This is a genomic window from Mycobacterium gordonae, assembly GCF_001417955.2.
GTDB lineage: Bacteria > Actinomycetota > Actinomycetes > Mycobacteriales > Mycobacteriaceae > Mycobacterium > Mycobacterium gordonae_B.
Genome location: NZ_LKTM01000345.1, coordinates 16,929 through 39,553, shown reverse-complemented (window position 1 = coordinate 39,553; position 22,625 = coordinate 16,929). Strand labels below are relative to the sequence as shown.

General features: G+C 69.2%; 12 protein-coding genes and 1 pseudogene. 6 read left to right on the top strand and 7 right to left on the bottom strand.

Going from position 1 to position 22,625, the window contains the following annotated elements:
• A pseudogene (locus AO501_RS38440) lies at positions 1–533 on the top strand (PE family protein); the annotation flags it as partial.
• 119 nt (positions 534–652) lie between these two features.
• Positions 653–982, top strand: coding sequence for a PE family protein (locus AO501_RS25455; RefSeq protein WP_055580359.1), 330 nt, complete (start codon positions 653–655; stop codon positions 980–982).
• Between the two features lie 7 nt (positions 983–989).
• Here the strand turns inward: AO501_RS25455 and AO501_RS25450 are convergent, their stop codons facing one another.
• The 3 genes from AO501_RS25450 to AO501_RS25440 are packed head-to-tail and all read right to left on the bottom strand — an operon-like array spanning position 990 to position 4,509.
• Positions 990–1,829 (bottom strand): transglutaminase family protein, encoded by an 840-nt coding sequence (locus AO501_RS25450; protein ID WP_055580358.1) that lies wholly within the window; start codon positions 1,827–1,829, stop codon positions 990–992.
• Positions 1,829–2,815, bottom strand: coding sequence for an alpha-E domain-containing protein (locus AO501_RS25445; RefSeq protein WP_055580357.1), 987 nt, complete (start codon positions 2,813–2,815; stop codon positions 1,829–1,831). The genes AO501_RS25450 and AO501_RS25445 overlap by 1 nt, the downstream gene beginning before the upstream one ends.
• Positions 2,815–4,509, bottom strand: coding sequence for a circularly permuted type 2 ATP-grasp protein (locus AO501_RS25440; protein WP_055580356.1), 1,695 nt, complete (start codon positions 4,507–4,509; stop codon positions 2,815–2,817). Before AO501_RS25440 ends, AO501_RS25445 begins: the two co-directional genes overlap by 1 nt.
• A 141-nt stretch (positions 4,510–4,650) precedes the next feature.
• Between AO501_RS25440 and rpsT the strand changes: the two genes are divergently transcribed.
• Positions 4,651–4,914, top strand: coding sequence for a 30S ribosomal protein S20 (gene rpsT / locus AO501_RS25435; RefSeq protein ID WP_055580355.1), 264 nt, complete (start codon positions 4,651–4,653; stop codon positions 4,912–4,914).
• A gap of 28 nt (positions 4,915–4,942) precedes the next feature.
• On the opposite strand, the gene holA is transcribed toward rpsT, so the two are convergent.
• The 3 genes from holA to AO501_RS25420 all read right to left on the bottom strand — a co-directional run bounded on the left by holA (position 4,943) and on the right by AO501_RS25420 (position 8,316).
• Complete coding sequence (gene holA / locus AO501_RS25430) at positions 4,943–5,902, bottom strand: DNA polymerase III subunit delta (protein WP_156452781.1); 960 nt, start codon at positions 5,900–5,902, stop codon at positions 4,943–4,945.
• A 30-nt stretch (positions 5,903–5,932) separates the two neighbouring features.
• A complete protein-coding gene (locus AO501_RS25425) occupies positions 5,933–7,402 on the bottom strand; it encodes a ComEC/Rec2 family competence protein (RefSeq protein WP_082658837.1) in 1,470 nt (489 codons plus the stop codon).
• An 80-nt stretch (positions 7,403–7,482) separates the two neighbouring features.
• The gene (locus AO501_RS25420) at positions 7,483–8,316 is read right to left on the bottom strand and encodes a ComEA family DNA-binding protein (RefSeq protein WP_055580353.1); all 834 of its coding nucleotides are present in this window, start codon (positions 8,314–8,316) and stop codon (positions 7,483–7,485) included.
• Between the two features lie 291 nt (positions 8,317–8,607).
• Between AO501_RS25420 and AO501_RS25415 the strand changes: the two genes are divergently transcribed.
• Genes AO501_RS25415 through AO501_RS25405 form a run of 3 tightly spaced genes read left to right on the top strand, consistent with a single transcriptional unit; the run spans position 8,608 to position 11,330 of the window.
• On the top strand, positions 8,608–9,765 hold the full coding sequence (locus AO501_RS25415) for an acyl-CoA dehydrogenase family protein (RefSeq protein WP_055580352.1): 1,158 nt from the start codon (positions 8,608–8,610) through the stop codon (positions 9,763–9,765).
• A 7-nt stretch (positions 9,766–9,772) separates the two neighbouring features.
• A complete protein-coding gene (locus AO501_RS25410; protein ID WP_055580351.1) occupies positions 9,773–10,891 on the top strand; it encodes an acyl-CoA dehydrogenase family protein in 1,119 nt (372 codons plus the stop codon).
• A gap of 16 nt (positions 10,892–10,907) precedes the next feature.
• On the top strand, positions 10,908–11,330 hold the full coding sequence (locus tag AO501_RS25405; RefSeq protein ID WP_055580350.1) for a PPOX class F420-dependent oxidoreductase: 423 nt from the start codon (positions 10,908–10,910) through the stop codon (positions 11,328–11,330).
• Here AO501_RS25405 and AO501_RS25400 read toward each other — a convergent pair.
• Positions 11,327–22,366, bottom strand: a complete 11,040-nt coding sequence (locus tag AO501_RS25400; RefSeq protein ID WP_055580349.1) for a type I polyketide synthase — start codon at positions 22,364–22,366, stop codon at positions 11,327–11,329. The genes AO501_RS25405 and AO501_RS25400 overlap by 4 nt on opposite strands.
• Positions 22,367–22,625: the final 259 nt, after the last annotated feature.

Below are 22,625 nucleotides of genomic sequence, written 5' to 3'. Positions count from 1 at the left end.
GCGGCGTCGGTGGCAACGGGGCAAGCGGCAATGTCGGAGGGGTCGGCGGCGCAGGCGGTGGGGCCGGGTACGGGTTTGGTAACGGTGGCCACGGTGGCCACGGCGGTGACGGCACCGCTCTGGGCAATAACGGCGGTGAAGGTGGTCGCTCGGCATTGATCTTCGGCTTCGCCGGTAACGGTGGTGACGGCGGCGCAGGGGTCGCCTTTGGAGGCAGTGGCGGAGTCGGCGGCCTGGTCGGCTTGTTCGGGATCGCCGGCGACGGCGGGAACGGCGGCGCCGGCGGCGGCTTCGGCGGCCAGGGTGGCAGCGGTGCACTGCTGATCGGCAACGCCGGGAACGGCGGCGCCGGCGGCGTCGGCATTGCCACCAGCCCAAGCGGCGGCCCCGGCGGTGCCGGCGGCGACGCGCAGTTCATCGGTAACGGCGGCAACGGCGGACCCGGCGGGGTAGGCGTGCCACCTGGCACCAATGGTGCAGGTGGGGCGGGTGGTGCCCCTGGTACCTTCGGCAGCCCCGGACTGCACGGCTAATCAGACACGCGAATATAAATTCGTGCAGCGGCAACGGCTCAAAGCGCGTAATAATAGTTAGCGGGGCGAAAAGGCGGATTTCCGTCGTCACCCACCGTTGCCGAACTCGAGGTTGCCGCATGTCGTGGTTTGTCGCAGGACCGGAGGCGATAGCCGCTGCGGCGAGCGACCTGGCCCGCATCGGGTCGACCATCGGCGAATCCAACACCGCTACGGCTCAGCAGACGGCAGCGATACCCGCATCCGCCGCCGACGGCGTTTCCGCGGCCGTCGCCTCGTTCTGGAACGCGCACGCCCAGGGATACCAGGACATCAGCGCCCAGATGTCGGCGTTCCACGAAAAGTTCGTCCAGGCACTGACCGCCGGCGGCGCCGCCTACAGCAACGCCGAAGCCGCGGCGGCCTCGTCGCTGCAGGGCGTCCACGACCTGCTGGGCCCGTCGGCCTGACGCGGCATTAGGCCAACCTGGTGATCTCGACTTCCACGTCGAGGTCGGTCGCGCCCAGCCCGGAGTAAATACCTTTCAGCGGCGACACGTCGGCGTAGTCGCGGCCGACGCCTACGCTGATGTACTGCTCGGAGATCTCGGTGTCGTTGGTGGGGTCGTAGTTCAACCAGCCGCCGACCCACGCCTGAATCCAGGCGTGGCTGCGGCCCGCGACCGTCTTGCCGATTACGGCGTTGGGCTTGGGGTGCAGATATCCGGACACGTAGCGACCTGGAATCCCCATGCTGCGCAACAAGATCAGCGTCAGGTGCGCGAAATCCTGGCACACGCCCTTGCCCTTTTCCAACGCGTCCAAGCCGGAGGAATGCACGCCGGTGGTGCCGGGCAGGTAGTCGAGCTCGCTGCGCGCCCAGCGGGCCGCGGCGACGACGGCCTCACTCGGGTCATGGTTCTTGGTGATCCGTTTGCCCACGGCGGCAACACGTTTGCTGTTCGGGGTGTAGTCGGTGGGACGCAGCACCTCGTCGTAGCGGTCGATGACCGCCGCCGACTGCAGCTCCTCCCAACTCGTCTTCTCCGCCGGCGGTTCCGGCCGCTCGGTCTCCACCACCGAGGAGGACGTCACCGTCAACTCGGTGTGCGGCGCATGCAGGTCGAATGCGGTGACCGCGGTCCCCCAGTAGTCGATGTAGCGGTAGGACCGGGTGGCCGGGATAGTCTCCACCCGGTTGAGCACCACGTTCTGCCTGGTGTTGGAGCGCGGCGTGAGCCGAGCCTCGTTGTAGGACGCCGTCACCGGCGACCGGTACGCATACCCGGTGGTGTGCACCACCCGCATCCGCCACATCAGGATTCTCCTTGAGTTTCCAGCGCATCGGCCAACTCGTCACGCTGCCGGGCATCCGTCCACGCCACCCACGGCGCGGCGTGAAAGTACTGCAGGGCCAACGCGTCTCCGACATCTCGGCAGGTCCGTTGTAGGCCCGCCAGACGGTTCTCCAGCGTTTCGAGGAGCACGCCGGGCTGGACGAATTCCAGCTCGCTGCGCGCCTGACCCAGCAGCCGCTGGGCTTCGGTGGTGGCCCCGATGCGACTCTGCGGATTGTGCAGCAGTTCTTCGAGATTGTGTTCGGCCAGCCTCAGCGAGTAGAACACCGAACGGGGAAAAAGCCGGTCCAGCAACATGAACTCGACCACCCGGGCGGCATCCAGCGCGCCACGGTAGGTCCGCAGATAAGTGTCGTGCGCGCCGGCTGAGCGCAGCAGTGTCACCCAGGCCGGTGACGACGCGCTGTCCCCCACCCGGGACAGCAACAACCGCACCGTCATGTCGACCCGCTCGATCGCGCGCCCGAGGACCATGAAGCGGTAACCGTCGTCGCGCGACAAAGTGGAGTCGGCGAGTCCGGCGAACATCGCCGCGCGGCCCTCGATGAACGACAGAAACTCATGCGGCCCAAGACGTTTGGCGGCACGCTCCCGCTCCGGCAACGCGTGGTAGGTGGTGTTGATGCACTCCCAGGTCTCGCTGGAGGTGACCTCGCGGGCCGATCGCGCATTCTCCCGCGCCGCCGAGATCGCGTCGACGATCGAGCAGCCGCCTTCGGTGTTGGGGCTGAACGCCACCAGGTCGGTCAACGACCAGACGTCGAGCCGGTGATCGGGCGGCTCGATCCCGAGCACCTTCAGCAGCAGCCGGGAGGCCTGATCGGGGTCGACGCTGGAGTCCTCGAGCAGCTGGTGCACGGCGACATCCAGAATGCGGGCGGTGTCGTCGGCCCGTTCCACGTAGCGGCCGATCCAGTACAGCGCCTCGGCGTTGCGGGCGAGCATCAGCCGACCACCTTCTGCTGTTGCTGCTGTTGTTGTTGTTCCTTCTTCGGCGAACCTTCCAGGGGCTGGTGCGGCTGCTGCTGGGGTTGTGTCTGCGCCGGCCGGTTGCCGTCGGGGTGTTGTTCGGGCACCGGCCCGGGCAGTGACCGCACTACCTGGGCGCGGCCCAGTTCGCGGGCGGCCACCGACGTGCGCGGCGCGAGCACCCAGGTGTCCTTGGAACCGCCGCCCTGACTGGAGTTCACCACCCGGGAACCTTCGACCAGGGCGGTGCGGGTCAGCCCGCCGGGGAGCACCCACACCTCGTTGCCGTCGTTGACGGCGAACGGCCGCAGGTCGACGTAGCGCGGCGCCAGGCTGCCTTCGATCCGGGTCGGCACGGTGGAGAGTTCCATCATGGGCTGGGCGATCCAGGCCCGCGGATCGTCGCGGATCTTCTTGCTGATCGCGGCGAGCTCCTTCTCGGAGGCTTCCGGGCCGAACACGATGCCGTAGCCGCCGGAACCCTCCACCGGCTTGATGACCAGCTCGCGCACCCGGTCCAGCACTTCTTCGCGTTCGTCGTCGAGCCAACAGCGGTAGGTGTCGACGTTGGCCAGCAGCGGTTTCTCACCGAGGTAGTACTCGATGATGGTGGGCACGTAGGTGTAGACGAGCTTGTCGTCACCGACGCCGTTGCCGATCGAGCTGGAGATGACGACGTTGCCGGCACGAGCGGCATTGACCAGCCCGGCCACCCCGAGCACCGAATCGGCCCGGAACTGCAGCGGGTCCAGGAAAGCGTCGTCGATGCGCCGGTAGATGACGTCGACCTGACGTTCCCCTTCGGTGGTGCGCATGTAGACCTGGTTGTCGCGACAGAACAGGTCGCGACCCTCGACCAGTTCGACGCCCATCTGGCGAGCCAGCAGCGAGTGCTCGAAGTAGGCCGAGTTGTAGACGCCGGGGGTCAGCACCACCACCGTGGGATCGGCCTCGTTGGTGGCCGCCGAGTTGCGCAGCGCCCGCAGCAGGTGCGCGGAGTAGTCGTCGACGGTGCGCACCCGGTGGGTGGCGAACAGATTGGGGAAGACACGCGCCATCGTGCGCCGGTTTTCCATGACATACGACACACCCGACGGCGAGCGCAGGTTGTCCTCGAGGACGCGGAAGTCGCCCTTGTCGTCGCGGATCAGGTCGATCCCGGCGACGTGGATCCGCACGCCGTTGGGCGGGACGATTCCCACCGCCTCGCGGTGGAAGTGCTCGCACGAGGTGATCAGCCGGCGCGGGATCACCCCGTCGCGCAGGATGTCCTGGTCGCCGTAGATGTCGTCGAGGTACATCTCGAGGGCTTTGACCCGCTGCTTGATGCCGCGCTCGAGCCGGGTCCACTCGGCGGCCGAGATCACCCGCGGCACCAGGTCCAGCGGGAACGGCCGCTCCTGGCCGGACAGGGAGAACGTGATGCCCTGATCGATGAACGCCCGGCCCAGCGCGTCGGCCCGGGCCTTGAGTTCGGAGGCGTCGGTGGGCGCGAGCTCGGCGTAGATGCCCTTGTACGGGCCGCGGACGTTGCCGTGGGCGTCGAACATCTCGTCGAAGGCTGCCGAATAGGCGTCGGAGGTGTTGTAGCCCTCGAAGATGCGCTCGGAACGGACGCGCGACCGCCGCTGGGTTGCCTCGATCTGGTTCGGAAAACTCACCTGTGTCATGCTGCCTCAATTCCCCCATCCCGGCAGACCGAGAGTTCCGCTTTTGGGCGAAAACGTAACCGACTGATAACCTGAGCAGTCGCTATCGGGTTGCAGATACCCCGAGCAAAGCCAAAACGAAACGGGATAGGGAACTGACGCGTGGCCAACATCAAGTCGCAGCAGAAGCGCAACCGCACTAACGAGCGCGCGCGGCTGCGCAACAAGTCGGTGAAGTCTTCGCTCCGCACGGCCATCCGCGCGTTCCGCGAGGCCACTCACGCAGGCGAGAAGGAAAAGGCGGCCGAACTGCTGCAGGCGACCAGCCGCAAGCTGGACAAGGCCGCGAGCAAGGGCGTGATCCACAAGAATCAGGCCGCCAACAAGAAGTCGGCGCTGGCGCGCTCGCTCAACAAGCTCGGCTGAGGCTTCTCCCGCTAACTGTGCGGGGCGGTCAATTCGAGGCCAGCTCCGCCACTTGCCGCACGGCGGACTCCAGCGCGTAGTCGGCGTCCACGACGGCCCCCTTCACATTCGCATTCAGGGTGGCGACCACCCGCGACGCGACCGCCAGCCGGTCCCGTGACCAGCGCCGCGCCTGCTTCTGCGCCTTCTGCACCCGCCACGGCGGCATTTTGAGTTGCCCGGCCAGCCGGTATGGGTCGCCGGACAGCGGCATCACCACCCCGATGGTGTGGATCGCTTCCGCCAGGGCGTCAGCCAGGACCACCAGCGGCTCGCCGCGCAGCATCGCCCACCGCAGCGCCTCGGCGGCGCCGGCGACGTCTCCGACCACCGCTTTGTCCGCGATGTCGAAGCCCTTCACCTCGGCCTTGCCGCTGTGGTAGCGCCGGACCGCGGCAGCATCGACCATCCCGCCGGTGTCGGCGACCAGTTGCGAACAGGCGGACGCAAGCTCCCGGATATCGGAGCCCACGGCATCCAGCAGCGCCGTCACCGTCTCGTCATCGACCCTGACCTTCAGCGCGCGGAACTCGCCGCGGACGAAGTCGCTGCGTTCGCCGGCCTTGGTGATTCGGGCGCACTGATGCACCTGGGCGCCTAACGACCGCAGGTCGGCGGCCAGTGCCTTGGCCCGCCCACCGCCGGAGTGCACCACCACCAGTACCGTGCCCGCCGGCAGGTCCGCGGCGGCCGAGGCCACCAGGGCTGCCGCATCCTTGCCCGCCTCGCCGGCGGCTTCCAGCACGATGATCCGCTCCTCGGCGAACAGCGAGGGACTCAGCAGCTCGGTCAGCTCGTAGGTGCTGACATCGCCCGCCCGCATCCGGTTGACCGGGACGTCGGCGATCCCGGATTCCGCGCCGGCGCCGGCCCGCTTCCGGGCTGACCGCAGTATCTGCGCGACGGCCCGCTCGATCAGCAGATCCTCTTCCCCCAGAACCAGGTGCAACGACGAATCCCCGCTCACCCCAAGATGGTGTCACGGGGGTACGACGGCTTCCGACACCGACCAGGCCAGCGCGCACCCCACGGTTGTCCAGGCCAGCACGACACGACCACCACGACCGCGCGCCAGCACGACGACCAGGAGGGTCGCGCAGCCGACCACCAGCAGGCCCGCGACGCCGTCGGGCGCCGGCACGCTGGCCGCCGGGACGCCGGATGCCCAGTGCGCGACGTGCAGCACCCACCACACCTCGGGGCCGGTGAAACGGATCAGCAGTTGGGCACCGGCCGGCCAGCCGACCGCCAGTGCTGCCGCCGCGGTACCCAGCACGGTGATGGGGGCGACCACCGGCGCCACCACCAGGTTGGCCAGGACGGCCACCACGCTGAACCGCCCGGAGATGGCGGCGACCAGGGGCGCGGTCACCACCTGGGCTGCCCCGGCGACCGCGACCGCGTCGGCCAGCGGTTTCGGCCAGCCCCGTCCGACCAGCCGGCACGACCAGCCCGGGGCCACCACCACCAGCGCTGCGGTGGCGACCACCGACAACGCGAATCCCAGGTCGACGGCCAGTTGCGGAGCTATCGCCAACAACACCAGCACGGTCGCCGACAGCGCCGGGACAGCCTGGCGCCGACGTGAGGACAGCATCGCCACCAGCGCGATCGCGCCCATCACGGCAGCCCGCAATACGCTCGCCGTCGGCTGCACGATGAACACGAAGGCGACCAGGGCCAGCCCGGCCAGCAGCACAGCCGGCCGCGGCCCCACCAGGCGCGCCGACAACAGCACCGCGGCACACACGATCGTGACGTTGGCCCCCGAGACGGCCGTCAGATGGGTCATGCCCGCCGCGCGGAACTCTCCGCTGGTGACCGTGGACACCCGTGAGGTGTCACCGAGCACCAGCGCGGGCAACATGGCGGCCTGGTCGGCGGGCAACACCCGGCGCACCGCGGCGGCGAACCGGCCGCGGACAGTGGACGCGGCCCGGTAGACCACGGGTGCGCGGCCGAACTCGGGCCGGCCCGTCGCGGTCAGCACCGCGACCGTCAGATCGCGACGGTTCGGCCGGGCGATGCGCGCGGTGAACCGCACCGGCCGGCCCACCGTCAGCTCGTCGGCCGCACCGAACTCCGCGGCGTCGGCGAAAACTGTTGTGCATCCTGAACTTTCGTCGTCACCGAATCGTTGCAGGGTGGCCCGGAACAGCAACCGGCCGCGCGGCAAGGGCCGCGGGGTCTCGCTCGGGACGACGGTCACCGGCGCCACCGTGCCGAACGCCGCGGCGATCGGGTGGCGAGCGACCGCGTCCGCGCGCAGCGCGATCGCCATGCCGTACCCCGCGCCCACCACCCCGACCGCCACCAGCCCGGCCCAGACCGCGGCCGGCGCCGATCGGCACCGCGCCCGTCGCCACAGCGCCGCCGCGGCGATGGCTACCACCGTGCAGCAGCCGGCCGGCGCGGCGCCGGCCGGCCATACCGTGCCGGCCGCTGTCATGATCCATCCGGTCAGCGCGGCCGGAACCAGTCGCACATCCAGGCGCTCCACCGGATCGGGCTGCGGCCGGCGCACGGGGGTCAGACACGGACCAGCGAACGCAGCTTGTCCAACCGCGCCTGTCCGATGCCGTCCACCTCGCCCAGCTGATCGACACTGGTGAACCTCCCGTGGGCCTGCCGGTACGCCACGATCGCCGCGGCCGTGACGGGACCCACCCCGGGCAGTCCGTCCAGTTGCTCGACGGTCGCGGTGTTCAGATCGAGCGCTTCCCTGGCGCCGGCCTTCGGTTTCCCGGACGTGCTCGGGGCGCCCGAAGGCGACTGCGTGGCGGGCCCGCCGGCACCGACGGAGCTGCCCAGGACCGGCGGCTTGCCCGGAGCCGGCGCCAGCCCGACCACGATCTGTTCACCGTCGCCCAGCGGCCGGGCCATGTTGAGGCCGACGGTGTCGGCACCGTCGACCGCTCCCCCGGCCGCCTGCAGCGCATCGGCGATCCGCGCACCCGGCGCCAGTGTGACCAGCCCCGGTTTGTGCACCAGGCCGACGACGCTGACCACCACCGGCCGGTCCGGCCCCGGGTTGGCCGAGGCCTTCGGCCCGCTCGACGAAACCCGTTCCACCGGAGGAAGTTTGGCTGAGGTCACCGGCGCAGGCCGGTCGCGGGCCACGGTGAAGACGGTGATCAGCACCGCGAGCGCGGCGATAACCGCCAGCGCGATGGCGCCGGCGCGGCCGGGATCGGTGCGCAGGCGCTCCATCCAGTTCCGCTGCGCGGCAGCGTCGGGAAGCCACCGCGGCAGCAACGAGTTCGGATCCTCGTCATCCGATTCTGATTCGGCGTCTCCGGGTTGCGGATCGGGTTCGCCGGCCAGCCGTCGCTGCAGTCGCTCGGCGGGTAGTTCGGTTCGCATGCCGTGACGGTATGTCCGGCCACCGTCGCAGGCGGCGCGCGTCGCCGCCCCGGCCGGGCAGGCTGTGGATCAATCCGCGGCTGTGGAATGACCAAAGCCCTGGGCATCGGCAACAGATTGCTGCCCGATTCGGTCAAGGCGGTGGCCAACCGGGTGATGTCGACACCGGTCCGCAGCTAGAAACGCCAACCGACCACCCGGTTGGCGAATGCCGCCGCTTAGCGCCTAACGTGCAGTACAGGACCGCCGTAACCCCGCGCCGGCGGCCACCCCGCACACAGGAGGCTGCCGATGAAGCTGGCGCTCACGCCCGACGAAGCCGCGTTCCGCGACGAACTGCGGACCTTCTTCACCACCGAGATCCCGGTCGACATCCGGGAGCGGGTCCGCGACGGCGGGCATCTGACGCGCGACGAGATCGTCGCCACTCACAAGCAACTGCACGAGCACGGGATCGCCGTACCGAGCTGGCCCGTCGAATGGGGCGGAAAAGACTGGACCCCCACCCAGTTTCAGATCTGGACCGACGAGATGCAGTTGGCCAGTGTCCCGGAGCCGTTGAACTTCAACACCAAGATGGTGGGCCCGGTGATCGCCGAGTTCGGCTCGCAGGAGGTCAAGGAACGGTTCCTGCCGCCGACGGCCAATCTGGATATCTGGTGGTGTCAGGGCTTCTCCGAGCCCGAAGCCGGATCCGATCTCGCCTCGCTGCGCACCACCGCGGTCCGCGACGGCGACAGCTACGTCGTCAACGGGCAGAAGACCTGGACGACGCTCGGCCAGTACGCGGACTGGATCTTCTGCCTGGTACGCACCGACCCTCAGGCGCCCAAACGCCAGGCCGGCATCTCATTTCTACTCATGTCCATGGACACCCCCGGCATCACGCTGCGGCCGATCAAGTTGATCGACGGCAGCGTCGAGGTCAACGAGGTGTTCTTCTCCGACGCCCGCGTCCCAGCCAATCAGCTTGTCGGAGAAGAGAATCAGGGCTGGAGCTACGCGAAGTTCCTGCTCGGCAACGAGCGGACCGGGATCGCTCAGGTGGGTCGCACCAAAGTGCGCCTGGCCGAGGTGAAGCGGCACGCCGCCGAGAACGGCCTGCTCGAGGACCCGCTGTTCGCCGCACGGCTGGCCGAGGCGGAGAACGAGGTGCTCGCACTGGAACTCACCCAGGCCCGGGTGGTCTCGAGTTCCGTGGGCGGCAAACCCAACCCGGCCTCCTCCGTGCTGAAGCTGCGCGGCAGCCAACTGCAGCAGATCGCCACCGAGCTGATGGTCGAGGTGGCCGGTCCCGACGCGCTGCCGGTGGGCGGGCAGGGCATCGCCTCCCCGGAGTGGGCGCAGGCCAGCGCCCCGACCTACCTCAACTATCGCAAGACCTCGATCTACGGCGGTAGCAACGAGGTGCAGCGCAACATCATCTCCTCGACCATTCTCGGATTGTGAGGCTGTCATGGACTTTCAGTTGAGCGAAGAGCAGGCACTGCTGCGCGACACCACAAGGGAACTGCTGTCGCGAAACTACGACGCCGAGAGCCGCAACAAGGCGATCGACACCGAGCTGGGCTGGAGTCGCGAGGTGTGGAACCAGCTCGCGGAGATCGGGATCCTCGGCCTCGGGTTCGAGCCCGAAGAGGCCGGGCAGCTCGAGATCATGGCGGTGCTCATCGAGGTCGGACGCCGGCTGGCGCCCGAGCCCATCGTGCACGCCGCGCTGGCGCCCGGCTCGCTGATCGCCGAACTCGGCAACGCCGCGCAGAAAGAACTGCTCGACGAGGTCGCCGCGGGCCAGCGGCTGCTGGCCTTCGCCCACCTGGAGCCGGGTCAGCGCGGCGGGTCGGCGAAATCGGCCACTCGCGCTGTGCAGCAAGGAGATTCGTGGACTATCAGCGGACGCAAGAACCCCGTACTGGCCGGCGACTGCGCCGAGACGCTGGTGGTCAGTGCGGCGCTGCCGGACGGCGGCACCGGGCTGTTCCTGGTTGACGCCTCGCAGGACAACACCACCGTGACCCGCTCGCCGTTCCGCACCTTCGACGGCCAGCGCGGCGCTCAGATCGATCTGGACGAGGCCGCCGCCGAACCGCTGGGTGACGGCGCCGATGCCGGTCAGGCCATCGCCAACGCCATCATCCGGATCCAGTCGGCGCTGTGCGCCGAGGCGATGGGCGCCATGGAGGAAGCGCTCCGGCTGACCACCGACTACCTCAAGACCCGCAAGCAGTTCGGGGTCACCCTCAACAAGTTCCAGACGCTGACGCAGCGGGCTGCCGATATGTACGTGTCACTGGAGCTGGCGCGCAGCATGAATCTGTACGCCGCCATATCGATCGCCGACGGCAACTACGACCCGGTCATCGCCGCGCGCGCCAAGCTGCAGATCGGCCGTTCGGGCCGGCACATCGGCCAGGAGGCGATCCAACTGCACGGCGGCATCGGCATGACCGCCGAGTACCCGGTGGGCCATTACACGGCCAGGCTCACCGCGATCGATCAGACGCTGGGTTCTACGGCGGATCAGTTGCGTGTCCTCATCGACCACCTCGGCGAATACGACTTAGCAAAGATCTGAGACAGGATCCGACGCCATGTCCGAACTGACGGACCGAGTCGTGGAGTTCCTGTCTGCGGGCACCCGCACCGGGATGCTCGGGTTCGCAGCATCGGACGGCCGGCCCCTGGTGGCGCCGGTCTGGTTCGTGGTCGACGGCGACGAGCTGGTCTTCACCACCCACGAACAAACACCGAAAGGTCGCGCGCTGCGCCGGGATTCGCGAACCGTCATCTGCGTCGACGACCCGCACCCGCCCTACTCGTTCGTGCAGGTGCAGGGGGTGGCGACGGTGAACGACGACCCGCAGGAGTTGCTGAAAATCGCCACCCGCACCGGTGCCCGGTACATGGGCGCCGAGCGGGCCGAGGAGTACGGCCGCCGCAACGCGGTCCCCGGCGAACTGGTGGTGCGGGTGCGTCCGACGAAGGTCATCGCCGGCTTCGACATCAGCAACTAAGCGTCGGCGGACTCCTCGGCGGGCTCTGCCGCAGGCTGCTCGGCGGACTCTGCCGCCGGCTCCCCGGCGGGCTCGCCGGCCGGAGCCGGGGCCGATTCGGCCATCAACTCCGGCAGCTGGGAAGCCAGGTACTCGGCGAGCGACCTGATGGTCGGATAGTCGAACACCGCGGTGGCGCTGATCGTCAGTTGGCCGCCGAACTGCCCGAGTAACCGGTTGCGGAGTTCGACCGCCATCAGCGAGTCGGTGCCCAGATCCAGGAACCGGCTGGTGGCCGCGGGCGGCTGGGCCAGCCTCAGGAAGCTCTGCACCTCCTGCTGCAGATATTCGGTCAGGAAGTCGGCGCGTTGCCCCTCCGGAATCTCGTGCAACTGGCGCAGCAGCTCACTGTCGCCCTGCGTGGCCGCGACGGCACTGGGCAGCACGTAGTCCAGTATCGCCGGACGCGAACCGCCGAGCACCTTCGCCGTGCGCTGCCAGTTGGCCTTGATGACGGTTGCCTGTCCGGTCCCCTCGGCGAAAAGCTCGCCGAGCGCGCTCAGGGCGGCCGTGGGATCCAGCGGAATCAGGCCTTGCGCACCGAGATTGACGCGTGCGGCGTGTGAGGCGGCCATGCCGCCCTTCGCCCACGGACCCCAGTTGACGCTGGTAGCGGTCAAGCCCTGGGCATTGCGTTCGGCCACCAGCCCGTCCAGCAGCGCGTTGGCCGCGGCATAGTTGGCCTGACCCGGAGAACCGAGGACGCCGGAGATCGAGGAATACATGATGAAGAATTCCAGGTCGTCGTTCTTGGTCAACCGGTGCAGATGCCACGCCGCAAAAGCCTTGGGCGCCAACGTCGTCCGGAAACGCTCCAGGCTCTGCTGAGGTAGCAGCGCGTCGTCGAGCAGACCCGCCAGGTGTGCGACCCCGGCAAGCGGCGGCAACTCGGCGCGGATGCGATTCAGCAACTCCGCGACCTGAGACTCGTCGCCGACGTCTGCCCCGAAGACGTGGATCCGGCACCGGTACCGCTCGATGATGGCGTCGATCGCCTGCTGGGCCTCCGCGTCGGGCAGATGCCGGCTGGTCAGCACGATGTCGCCGGCCCCCAGCTGAGCCAGGTACGCCGCCGTGTGCAGACCCAGGGCACCGAGGCCGCCGGTGATCAGATAGGTCCGATCACCGCGCGGTGCAAGCGGATTCGGCATCTGCAACACGATCTTGCCGATATGGCGAGCCTGCTGCATGCGGCGGAACGCCGTCTTCGCCTCGGTCAGCGGATAGATCTCGGCGTGCAGCGGTTCCCACTCGCCGTTGCCCAAGCCGTCCGACACCTCGCACAGCAGTCGGTGAATGTGGTCGGGGTCGGACATGATGGTCCCGTCCAGCGCCACGATCTCGTAGTCGATGTCGGGCCGCACCGCCGCCATCTGCTCGGGCGTCCAGATGTCCCGCTTGGCGATCTCGGCGAACCGGCCATTGCGGGCGGTCGCCCGCACGGTCGCCTCGAGGAAGCCCTCGTTGGTCAGGCTGTTGAGCACGACGTCGACGCCGGCGCCGTCCGTGTCGGCCAGGATCTGGTCCGCGAAATCCGTTGTGCGCGAGTCGTATACGTACTCCACACCCAGCTCGCGCAGCACGGCACGTTTGTAGGCGCTGGCGGTGGCGAACACCGTCGCTCCGCACTGGCGTGCCAGCTGGACCGCCGCCAGGCCGACGCCGCCGCTGGCGGCGTGGACCAGCACCCGGTCCCCGGGCCGCAGCTTGGCCCAGTCGAAGGCCAGGCGCGCGGTGAGCGCAGCCGCCGGTATGCTCGCCGCGGCTATCGCACCCAGGCCCTTGGGCACCGGCGCCAGCAACTGCGCCGGCACGTTCACCCGGCTGGCGAACGCGCCCTGCATGAAGCCGAAGACGCGTTGGCCGACCTCGAGGCCGGTGACGCCGTCGCCCAATTCGGTGACGATCCCGGAGAAGTCCCCGCCGATGGGTCCGGGGTCACCCGGGTAGAGGCCCAACACGTTGAGCACGTCACGGAAGTTCAGACCCGCTGCCTCGACCTGGATCTGCGCCTGGCCCGCAGCCGGGGCAGTCACTTCGGTCTCCACCAGACGGAGGTTGTCGATGGCGCCGCGTTCGGTCGGCGCCAGCACATAGTCGCTCGCCCGCGGCACCGCGAGATGCCCGCCCCGCGCCCACGGCAGCAGCCGCGACACCAGGAACTTCCCTTGCCGCAGTGCGAGTTCGGGTTCGGTGACGGGTGCGGCCGGCGCGGCGAGCAGTCTGGCCAGCCACTGCACGGCGTCCTGCGACCCGTCGTGGTCGACCAGCCGGCAGCGCAACTGGGGCTGCTCGGCGATGACGGTGCGCCCGAGACCCCACAGCGCGGCCTGTACCGGGTCGACCGGCTCGCCGGGTTCGGTGGCCACGGCCCGCTCGGTGACGACCCACAGTCCGCCGGGCAGCTTCAGGTCCTGCTGCCCGAGCGCCGTGCGCACCAGCGTCAGCAGCTGGTCGAGCTCGCCCTCCAGCCGTCCGGCGAATTCGGTGCTCGACTCATCCGTGCCCGGTCGACGGCCGCTGCGCCAGACGATGCCGGAGATCGGCGCTCCGCCGTCCTTCGCCTGGGCGAACAGCTGCACCCAGCGCTCCGGGTCGACGATGTCGTTGGTGCGAAGGCTGCCCGGGACGACGTCCGCGAGCTCGTCGAACCCGGCGATCAGCCAGGTGTCGTCCGCGGTTTCGGCGGTGTCATCCGCTGCCGGCGGGGGCACCTCGTTCCAGCCGAGGGTGTACAGCAGCCGGGTGGCGTCGCCACCGAGCCCACGCAGCAACGCCTCCCGGGGCGCACGCTTGACGGTGAATTCGCGAATTCCGCCCAGCAGGCGTCCATCCCGGTCAACGAAGTCGAGATCGAAGACCTGCGTCTCGCTGTCCAGACCGCCCGCCTGCCAACGTGCGCGGCAATAGAACCGTCGCGGCATCCGCTCAGCCAGCATCACCCGCCCGTACCGCAGCGGCAGGAACAGGTCCGCGACACCGTGCTCGGCTGCCAGCAGCGCCGGGAACGCGGGGAAAGCGACTCCGGTGCACAGGTCCAGCAGCACCGGGTGGATCGGCTCGCTGCCGAGTTGCTCGGCGAGTTCCTCGCCGATGGCGACATCACCGATCGCCTCACCGTCGCCGACCCACAGCGCTTTCAGCGACGTGGACCAGGTTGGGCCCCAGGCCAACTCCATGTCCGCGAAGGTGTCGAACAGCTGCTGGGTCTGGGTGCGGCTCAACCGCTCGGTGGCGGCTTCGATGGAATCCGCGGTTCCGGCTGCAGGCTCGGCCGGCTCATCCAGGACACCGCTCACGACGGTGCCGTCCGCGTTCAGCGACCACTCCGCTTCGCGAACGCCGTAGGGACGGCTGTGCACGCGGAACGTCCAGCCGCCACCGTCCTCGAGCGGATGCAGGGTGAGCTGCACCTCACGGGAACTCTTGTCCGGCAGGATGATCGGCTCGTAGAAGAAGACGTCCCGCACGTGCGCCGGCGCGCCGACCGCGGCCAGGGCCATCGCCGCGTACGTCGCACCCGGAACCACCACGGTGCCGTAGATGACGTGATGGGACAACCAGGGTTGCGTCTTGACCGAGAGCCGGCTGGTGTAGACGGCGTCGCCGGAGGCGAGATCCTTTGCGCTACCGAGGATTCCAGCGACCACCGCACCGTCGCCGGGAGTGACCCCGGAACTCTTGGGCCAGAAGTGCCGGCGCTGGAAGGGATACGTCGGCAGCTCCAGCCGGTGACCCGGCCGCCGGTAGCGCGCGGCGAAGTCCGGCCGATGCCCGGCGACATACGTCGCGGCCAGGGCTTCGGAGATCTGCCGGCGGGCGTCGGCGCCCTTGCGCAATGAGACGATCGCTCGCGGCGGAGCCGAATGTTCCGGCCAGACCTGCACCGCCGCAGCCGTGAGAATCGGCTGCGGGCCGATCTCCATCAGCACCGTGCACCCCAGCGCCGCGACGGTGCGCACGCTGTCGGCGAACTGCACGGGCTGGCGGGAGTGCCGGCGCCAATACTGGCCGTTCAGTTCGGTTTCCGCGGTCAGGACGGTACCGGTGCGGTTGCAGACGAGTGGCAGCGTGGGGACGTTGAACTCCAGCCGTGCCGCGTACGCCTCGAATTCGTCGAGCACCGGGTCCAGCAGCGCCGAATGGAAGGCGTGGCTGGTGTCCAGCCAGGTGCAGCGGATGCCCTCTTCGTTGAACGTGTCGACGATCCGTTCAAGATCCGGACCGGGGCCCGACAGTACCGTGTTGGGGCCGTTGTATGCGGCGACCGACACCGCCGGGCACTGGTTGGCGACGTCCTCCACGTGGCGCGGGTCGGCGAAGATCGCCACCATCCGCCCGCCGTCGGGAAGGCTGCCGAACAACCGGCCGCGTTCGGCCATCAGCCGGGCCCCGTCCTCGAGGCTGAGCACTCCGGCCACACACGCCGCCGCGTACTGGCCCACGCTGTGGCCGAGCACCACGTCGGGCTCGATGCCCCACGACTGCCACAGCCGGGCCAGACCCATCTCGATCGCGAACAGGGCGGGCTGGGCAAAAGAGGTGTGCCGCAGCGTTTCCCCGATTTCCCGGTCGGCCGCGAACAGCACCTCGAGCAACGGGCGCGGCAGCATCCCGTCGATCGCGTCCGCGCACCGTTGAACGGTCTCGGCGAACACCGGCTCGGTTTCGAAGAGCTCGCGCGCCATGCCGGGATACTGGCTGCCCTGCCCGGTGAACAACCACGCCGTCGTCGGCGGGTCGCCGCACGTGCCTCGTAATACGCCGGGGCGCAACCGGTTTGCGGCCAGGTCGGCCAGCATGTCGCGGGCCCCCGCGACCGGGGTGGCGCCGGAATCCAGGACGAGGGCACCCCGGTGTTCGAAATGCGAACGCCCGACGCCCGCGGTGTAGCAGACGTCACCGATGTCCGCGTCCGGACGATCCTCCAGCCAGGACGCGTACCGCTCCGCCAACGACACCAGCGCCTGCTCGGACCGGGCCGACAGCGGCAGCACATGCACGGGCCCGTCCGGAACGTCGGCTGCCGCGATCGGCTCCGGTGCCGGCGCCTCTTCGATCAGGACGTGCGCGTTGGTGCCGGTGAACCCGAAAGAACTGACACCCGCACGGCGCGGGCGGCCGTTCGCGTGCCACGGGGTGGCTTCGTCGACGACGCGCACCGGTAGGGAATCCCATGGGATGTGCGGCGAGGGGTTCTCGAAATGCAGGTTCTGCGGCAGGATTTCGTGCTGGAGCGACAGCACGATCTTGATCAGGCCCGCGACACCGGCGGCCGACTCCAGGTGGCCGATGTTGGTCTTCACCGACCCCATCAGCAACGGGTGGTTCGGGTCGCGACCGGCGCCGTAGGCCGCCGCGGCGGCCTGCACTTCGATCGGGTCACCCAGCGAGGTGCCGGTACCGTGCGCCTCGAGGTAGTCGACATCGTTGCCGGCAACGTGCGCACGGGCCAGGGCCGCGGCGATAAGTCGTTGCTGAGCACCGCCATTGGGCACCGTCAGGCCGCTCGACGCGCCGTCCTGGTTGACCGCGCTGCCCCGGATGACCGCTTGGACCCGGTCGCCGTCGCGCACCGCGTCGCTGAGCCTCTTGAGCACCAGAATGCCGCAGCCCTCGCTGCGCACGTAGCCGTCGGCGGCGGCGTCGAACGTCTTGCACCGGCCGTCCGGGGACAGCATTCTGGCGCGGGACGCCGCGATCAGGGATGCCGGACTCAGCAACACGTTCACCCCGCCGGCCAGCACCAGATCGCAGTCGCCGGAACGCAGGGCCCCGCAGGCCTCGTGCACGGCCACCAGCGACGAACTGCAGGCGGTGTCCACCGCCACGGCCGGCCCCTCCAGCCCGAGCGCGAAAGCGACCCGGCCCGCGATGGCGTTGAGCGCGTTCCCGGTGATGAAGTGGGCTTCGATGCTGTTGACCGACTCGGCCGTCAACAGGTGCGAGTACTCGTTGGCCGCCACCCCGACGAAGATCCCACTTCGGCTGCCGCGCAACGACGCCGGCGAATACCCGGCCCGTTCCAGGCCTTCCCAGGCGATTTCGAGCATCAACCGCTGCTGCGGATCCATCCACACGGCTTCGCGCGGCGAGATGCCGAAGAACTCCGGATCGAAACCGTCGATCGCCTCGAGGTATCCCCCACACCGGCTGTAGATCTTGCCGGGTGTCTCGGGATCCGGGTCGTAGTACTCGTCGACGTCGAAACGGTCGTCCGGGATCTCGCGGATCGCGTCGACCCCGTTGGCGAGCAGGTCCCAGTACGCCTCGGGATCGGCGGCACCGGGGAAGCGGCAGGCCACCGCGACGATCGCGATCGGCTCGTCGACGAGGCTGCTCGTCACCGCGACGGTCGCGGGGGTCTCGGTCTTCGCCGTCGCCGGAGCGTTCAGTTGCAGCACGTCGGTGAGCAGATAGTCCGCCACGTCGACCAGCCGCGGGTAGTCCATCGCCAGGGTCGCGGGCAGCGCTTTGCCGACTCCGTGTTCGACCCGGCGCCGCAACTCAACGGCCATCAGGGAATCCATGCCGAGGTCGAAGAAGCCGGCCTCGTCGCGGATCTCGGCCGCATCGACCCGCGTGACCTCCGCGACGACCTCGCGCAGATAGTCCACGACCAGCTTCTTGCGCTGTTGCACCGGAGCGACCGTGAGCCGCTCGACCAATTTCGTGGTCCCGGACGCGGTCGGTGCCGTCGCCGACTCGGGTATCTCACGTTCGAGTTCACCCAGAAACGCGCGTCTTCCGGTCTGCTGGTAGATCGGCAGGAAGCGCTCCCAGTCGATGCGGGCCACCACGCCCTGAACCGAATGGGTGACGATGAGCTCGGCCATCCCGGCCAGCGCGTCGCCCGGCGCCATGGTCACCACGCCGCGCTTCTTCAGCTGCGCGCGGGCCTCCTCGTCGGCCATGCCCGCCGACCCGGACATCCACGGACCGAAGTTGACGCTGAGATAGTTCTCCTCGCGCTTCCGGCTGGACAGCCCGTCGAGGAAGGCGTTGGCCGCGCTGTAGGCCGTCTGACCGAAGCTGCCCCACACCGAGGCGATCGAGGAGGTACTGAGGAAGAAGTCCAGCGGCACGTCTGCGGTGGCTTCACTCAGATTCCAAGCGCCCCAGACCTTTCCGGCGAAGACACGGTCCACTTCCGCGTCGTCCAGGCTGCGCAGCGGGGTGCTGCCGATCTCCCCGGCGGCGTGCACGATGCCGGCCAGCGGTGGCAACTCGGCCGCCACCGTGGCGATCAGCCGGTCGACGTCGTGCGGGTTGGCGACGTCGGCCGCGACGGTCCGGATTTCGGCGCCGGTCTGCTGCCGCAGGGCTTCGATGCGCTGCTGTGTGTCGCTGTTCGGCGCGCGCCGGCCGGTCAGCACCAGATGTCCGGCGCCGTGCGCGGCCAGATAGCCGGCGATCTCCAGCCCGACCGCACCCAGGCCACCGGTCACCAGATAGGTCGCATCGCCACGCAGCGACAATGGCGTCGCGACCGGCGCGCCGGCGCGGCGCACCAGGCGCGGCACGTAGACCGCCTGATCCCGAAGCGCCACTTGGTCTTCCGTCGCGCCCGAAGCGCCGGCCGTGGCGGCGTCGATCAACCGCGACCACTCGTCGGCACTGCCCGAGGACAGATCCGCCAGCCCACCCCACAGCTGGGGATGTTCCAGCGAGGCGGACCGGCCGAATCCCCACAGGCAGCTCTGCACCGGCGATACCGCGTCGGTAGCGGTAACCCGTTGTGCGCCGGAGGTCACCAGCCAGATCGGGTTGCGGATCTCGGCGGCCGCGGCGGCGCGGAAGAGCCGCCGCGCGCCACCCAGAACCCGGTGCTGCATCCGCAACAGCGACCGCATCGAGGGCGTGGTGTCGGATTCGACAGCCGAGAGCACCACGATGCGTAGCGACGGTTCGTCGGCGGCCGCTTCGCGCAACACGGCTTCGAGTCGTTGCTCGTCGGCCTCGGAGGCCGGCAGTCCGTGAACGCGGTGCCGATGCCCGCGTGCCGTCAGCACCTCGACAAACGGCGCCACCGCATCGCCGTCGTCGGCGATCAGCAACCAGGACGCATCCGCACCGGATGATGCGACAACCGCTTTCTCCCAACGGATCTCGTAACGGTCACCGGCGATGGACTGCGTCTCGCGCTGCTGGTTGTGTTGCGCCGCCAGCCTGCTCAGCACGTCGACGGTCTGCTGGTTGCCGCCCGTCCCGTCGAGCAACGCGGCAAGTTCGTCGATCCGGCCGTCCTCGAGCAACCGGACGGCTTCGGTGCGCAGGGCTGTTGACCGGTCGGATTTTCCGCTCGGCTGCGCCCGCTTGTCCCGGAACCAGTAGTGACGCCGCTGGAACGGATAAGTTGGCAGGTCGAGCTGGCGCGGCCGTCCCGGCTGTAGAGCGCCGAAGCGGGGCAGGTGGCCGGCGACGTAGGCGTCGGCAACGGCTTCGGTGATCTGGCGCAGGTCGGCGCCGTTGCGGCGCATCGACGCGATCGCCCGCGGCGCGGTCGACGGGTCCGGCCAGGCTCGCAGGGCTGACGCGGTCAGCACCGGCTGCGGACCGACCTCCAGCAGCAGCTTGCAGCCGAGGTCGGCCAGGGTGGCGACGCTCTTGGCGAACTCGATCGGCTGGCGGGCATGCCGACGCCAGTACTGGCCGTCGAGTTTGACCTGCCGGCCCAGCGCCGCACCAGTCCGGTTGCAGACCAGAATGCGTTGCGGCGGAAGGTATTCGAATCTGCCGGCGAAAGCCTCGAATTCGTCGAGCGCCGGGTCCAGCAGCGCGGAGTGGAATGCGTGGCTGGTGTCCAGCCATTCGCACCGGACGCCGTCGGCCTTGAGCCCGGCCACCGCGCGATCCAGATCCTCGCCGGGTCCGGACAACACGGTGTTGGCGCCGTTGTAGGCGGCCACCGACAGACGCGGGAACTCCTCGGTGAGACCCTCCACCCGCTCGCTGTCGGTGAACACGGCCGCCATCCGGCCGCCGGCCGGCAGATCGCCGAACAATCGGCCACGCTCGGCGAGCAACAACGCCCCGTCCTCGAGGCTGAACACGCCGGCCACGCACGCCGCGGAATACTGGCCGACACTGTGGCCCAGCACCACGTCGGGTTCGAAACCCCACGACTGCCAGAGCCGCGCCAGACCCATTTCCACCGCGAACAGCGCCGGCTGCGCGTACGCCGTCTGGCGCAACATGTCTTGGCCGTCCGGACTGTCGGTCTCGAAAATGACTTCCAGCAACGGCCTTTCGAGCACGTCTGCGACCACCGCCGCGCACCGGTTCACCGTCTCCGCGAAAACCGGCTCATTGTCGAATAATTCGCGGGCCATGCCCGGGAACTGGCTGCCCTGCCCAGGGAACAACCACGCAGTCTTGGGCGGGTCGGCGCATTCGCCACGCACCAGTCCGGGCGCCGGGCGGTCGTCGGCGAGCGCGGCGAGCATCTCACGCGCCGAGTCCGTCGAGTTCGCCACCAGGGCAGCGCGGTGCTCGAAGTGCGCGCGCCCGACGCCTGCCGAAAAGCTCACGTCGGCCAGGGCGGCCTCGGGATGCTCACCCAACCAGTCGCGGTACTGCTCGGCGAGCTGGATGAGCGCCGCCGGGGTGCGGGCCGACAGCGGCAGCACGCTGAACCGCGGGCCGGCCGAATCCGGTGCCGCATCTGCCTTTTCGGGCTGCGCCGGCGCTTCCTCGAGGATGACGTGCGCGTTCGTGCCGGAGAATCCGAACGAACTGACGCCGGCCAGCCGCGGGCGGCCGTTGCGTTCCCAGGAAGTGGCCTCCTTGACGACCTGCACCGCCAGCCGGTCCCACGGGATGTGGGGCGACGGGTCCCGGAAGTTCAGGTGTGGCGGCAGCAACTCGTTCTCGAGCGACAGCACGACCTTCATGACGCCGGCGATGCCGGCGGCGGCCTCGAGATGCCCGATATTGGTCTTCGCCGAACCGATCAGGAGCGGCGGGGTACCGTCGCGTCCCTCCCCGAACACGGCACCGGCGGCCTGGACTTCGATGGGATCGCCCAGCGAGGTTCCGGTCCCGTGGGCCTCGAGGTAGCCGACGTCGGCCGGCGCCACGCCGGCGCGCCGCAGCGCCTCGGCGATGACCCGTTGCTGAGCGACGCCGTTGGGCACCGTCAGGCCACCCGAGGCGCCGTCCTGGTTGATCGCGCTGCCGCGGATGACGGCGCGGATCCGGTCCCCGTCGCGGATCGCGTCGGCCAGCCGCTTCACGACGATGACGCCGCACCCTTCACCGCGCACGTAACCGTCGGCGGCGGCGTCGAACGTCTTGCACCGGCCATCCGGGGCCAGCATGTGCGCCTGCGAGAAGGTGATCATCGTCGCCGGGCTGAGCAGCACATTGGCGCCGCCGGCCAGTGCGAGGTCGCACTCACCCAATCGCAGCGCCTGGCAGGCCTGGTGGATCGCCACCAGCGATGAACTGCACGCGGTGTCCACGGTGACCGCCGGACCCTGCAAGCCCAGCCGGTAACTGATCCGGCCCGCGGCCGCGGCGGCGGCGGTCCCGATCGCCATGTAGGCCTCGATCTCGGGATAGTCCAGTTCGTCGGAGGCCATGCCGAGGTAGTCGTGGGTGGAGAGGCCGACGAACACACCGGTGTTGGTGTTGGCCAGGGCGGTCGGTGCGATACCCGAATGCTCGACCGCCCGCCACGCCGTCTCCAGCAGCAACCGGTGCTGCGGGTCCATCAACCTGACCTCACGTGCCGACAACCCGAAGAACGGAGCGTCGAAACCGGTTACGTCGTCGATGAACCCCGCCCGGCGGGTCACCACCTTGCCGGGTGCGTCGGGATCGGGGTCGAAGAATTCGTCGGCGTCCCACCGCTCCCGGGGCACCTCTGAGACGGCGTCGCGGCCCTGCCGCAACAGCTCCCAGAACTCATCCGCGTCGCCGGCACCCGGGAAGCGCGCCGCGTAGCCGACTATCGCAAAACCGGCTGGCGGCTCCGTCACCTCGGCGGTTGCCATGCACTGTCCTTCCTGACTGACTCGACCCGGCGGAGACTGGTTCGCGCTGTGCCACGGCCCGGTCGTGCAGCAGACGGATCTCCCCCGCCGCGATTATTGCAAGCACGAATCCGCCGCGCGCCGACATCCGCAAATTACCAGGTAGTGCGGCCGTCGCTGGGCCAGGTGCCGGTCTTTACCATGGGCGCTGGCCGAATGCGAGCTGCCACGCGCATTAGCACGCGGCCGCTGCCGCGGCTGCCGATGCGGTTATCGTGAT

What these genes read in the sequence shown, in the direction of transcription:
- AO501_RS25455 (WP_055580359.1), top strand. Translation starts at nt 653, where the DNA reads ATGTCGTGGTTTGTCGCAGGACCGGAGGCGATAGCCGCTGCGGCGAGC.
- AO501_RS25450 (WP_055580358.1), bottom strand. Translation starts at nt 1,829, where the DNA reads ATGTGGCGGATGCGGGTGGTGCACACCACCGGGTATGCGTACCGGTCG.
- AO501_RS25445 (WP_055580357.1), bottom strand. Translation starts at nt 2,815, where the DNA reads ATGCTCGCCCGCAACGCCGAGGCGCTGTACTGGATCGGCCGCTACGTG.
- AO501_RS25440 (WP_055580356.1), bottom strand. Translation starts at nt 4,509, where the DNA reads ATGACACAGGTGAGTTTTCCGAACCAGATCGAGGCAACCCAGCGGCGG.
- AO501_RS25425 (WP_082658837.1), bottom strand. Translation starts at nt 7,402, where the DNA reads ATGACAGCGGCCGGCACGGTATGGCCGGCCGGCGCCGCGCCGGCCGGC.
- AO501_RS25420 (WP_055580353.1), bottom strand. Translation starts at nt 8,316, where the DNA reads ATGCGAACCGAACTACCCGCCGAGCGACTGCAGCGACGGCTGGCCGGC.
- AO501_RS25415 (WP_055580352.1), top strand. Translation starts at nt 8,608, where the DNA reads ATGAAGCTGGCGCTCACGCCCGACGAAGCCGCGTTCCGCGACGAACTG.
- AO501_RS25410 (WP_055580351.1), top strand. Translation starts at nt 9,773, where the DNA reads ATGGACTTTCAGTTGAGCGAAGAGCAGGCACTGCTGCGCGACACCACA.
- AO501_RS25405 (WP_055580350.1), top strand. Translation starts at nt 10,908, where the DNA reads ATGTCCGAACTGACGGACCGAGTCGTGGAGTTCCTGTCTGCGGGCACC.
- AO501_RS25400 (WP_055580349.1), bottom strand. Translation starts at nt 22,366, where the DNA reads ATGGCAACCGCCGAGGTGACGGAGCCGCCAGCCGGTTTTGCGATAGTC.